The sequence below is a fragment of the Pseudomonas meliae genome (genome assembly GCF_001400515.1).
Classification (GTDB): Bacteria; Pseudomonadota; Gammaproteobacteria; order Pseudomonadales; family Pseudomonadaceae; genus Aquipseudomonas; species Aquipseudomonas amygdali.
Genome location: NZ_LJQT01000079.1, coordinates 1 through 1,453 on the forward strand (window position 1 = coordinate 1; position 1,453 = coordinate 1,453).

The window sequence follows — 1,453 nt, forward strand, 5'->3', positions numbered from 1 at the left end:
TATCGTTCCTCACGCTCCAGTGAACTGCCCCCAAGAAGTTGGACACCAATCCGACCTCACGGGGGTGTTCAAATGGGTAAGTATTCAGAGCAGTTCAAGCTCACTGTCGTCAAAGCGTATCTTGAAGACAACATGGGCTTTCGTATGGTAGCCCGCCAGTTCTCGATCGATTTCAGCCTGCTTCGACGCTGGGTCGCTAACTACAAGAGTCATGGTCACACCGGCCATCGCAAGCCTGGTCTTCGATACAGCGAAGCTTTCAAGCGCTCAGTGCTTGAGCACAGGCGTGAACACAAGCTATCGCTCCGTCAGGCCGCTGCGCATTTTGGTATCGGGGATCCCGGCCAAATAGTCATTTGGGAAAAGCGGCATTACAGTAGCGGTACAGCCCCGTATGTTCCTGCCAGAAGAAAGCCTGTCGCCATGCCAAAGAAGCCTTATCCCGCCAAACCAGTAACCGCCGACGATACGCAGAAGACGCGCGACCAGTTGATGAGCGAGCTTGAATATCTGCGCATGGAGAACGCTTACCTAAAAAAGTTGGAAGAGCTGAAGGAGCAGAAACGACGGCAACCGAAAAAGCCCTGAGCATCAAGCAACTGAGGGGCCGGTTCCCGCTTTGCGCTCTGCTGAGGCTGGCGGGCTTGGCACGCAGCACGTTTTACTATCAGGTTCAGGTGCAATCCAGACCCGATCCCTATGCTGCTTTGAAACAGTTAGTCGAAAGCATTTACCACGAGGAGAAAGGCCTTTATGGCGCTCGGCGTATCACGGCGGTCATTCGCACTGCAGGTATTTTGGTCAACAAGAAGGTTGTAGAACGACTGATGGCAGAACTGGGCCTGCGATCAGTGGTGCGCCCCAAAAAATACCGCTCCTATAAGGGCGTAATCGGAACCATTGCGCCGAATTTGCTGGAGCGCAATTTCAGCGCGCAACGCCCGAACCAGAAGTGGGTGACCGATGTGACTGAGTTCAAGGTAGGCAATCGAAAGCTGTATCTCTCACCCGTGATGGACTTGTACAACGGTGAAATCGTGGCGTATGAAGTGTCGACAAGGCCGAGCTTTGAGCTGGTCACCAGCATGCTGGACAAGGCGCTTCAGCAGTTGCAGGACGAGCCGAAGCTTGTGATGCACTCGGACCAGGGCTGGCAGTATCAACACGCGCAGTATCGCCATAAGCTATCGGTACGAGGCGTCAAACAAAGCATGTCCCGTAAGGGCAACTGCCTGGACAATGCGGCAATGGAAAGCTTTTTCGGTACACTGAAATCCGAGTTTTTCTACCTGAAACAGTTTGAAAGCATCGATGAGTTGAAAGCAGGTCTGGATGAGTACATCCACTACTACAACCATGACCGCATCAAGCTGAAGCTCAACGGCCAAAGCCCCGTAAAATACAGGGCTCAGGCGGCAAGCTAAAACCGTCCAACTTTTGGGGGGCAGTTCAC

At 53.1% G+C, this 1,453-nt stretch carries 1 protein-coding gene; it reads left to right on the forward strand.

Features of this window, described 5'->3' with window-relative positions; all coding sequences use genetic code 11:
* Positions 1-72: 72 nt before the first annotated feature.
* A protein-coding gene (locus ALO64_RS24965) for an IS3 family transposase (protein WP_095077641.1) occupies positions 73-1,424 on the forward strand; the annotation gives its coding sequence in 2 pieces (ribosomal slippage) (positions 73-532 and positions 532-1,424; 1,353 coding nt in all).
* The last annotated feature ends 29 nt before the right edge of the window (positions 1,425-1,453 follow it).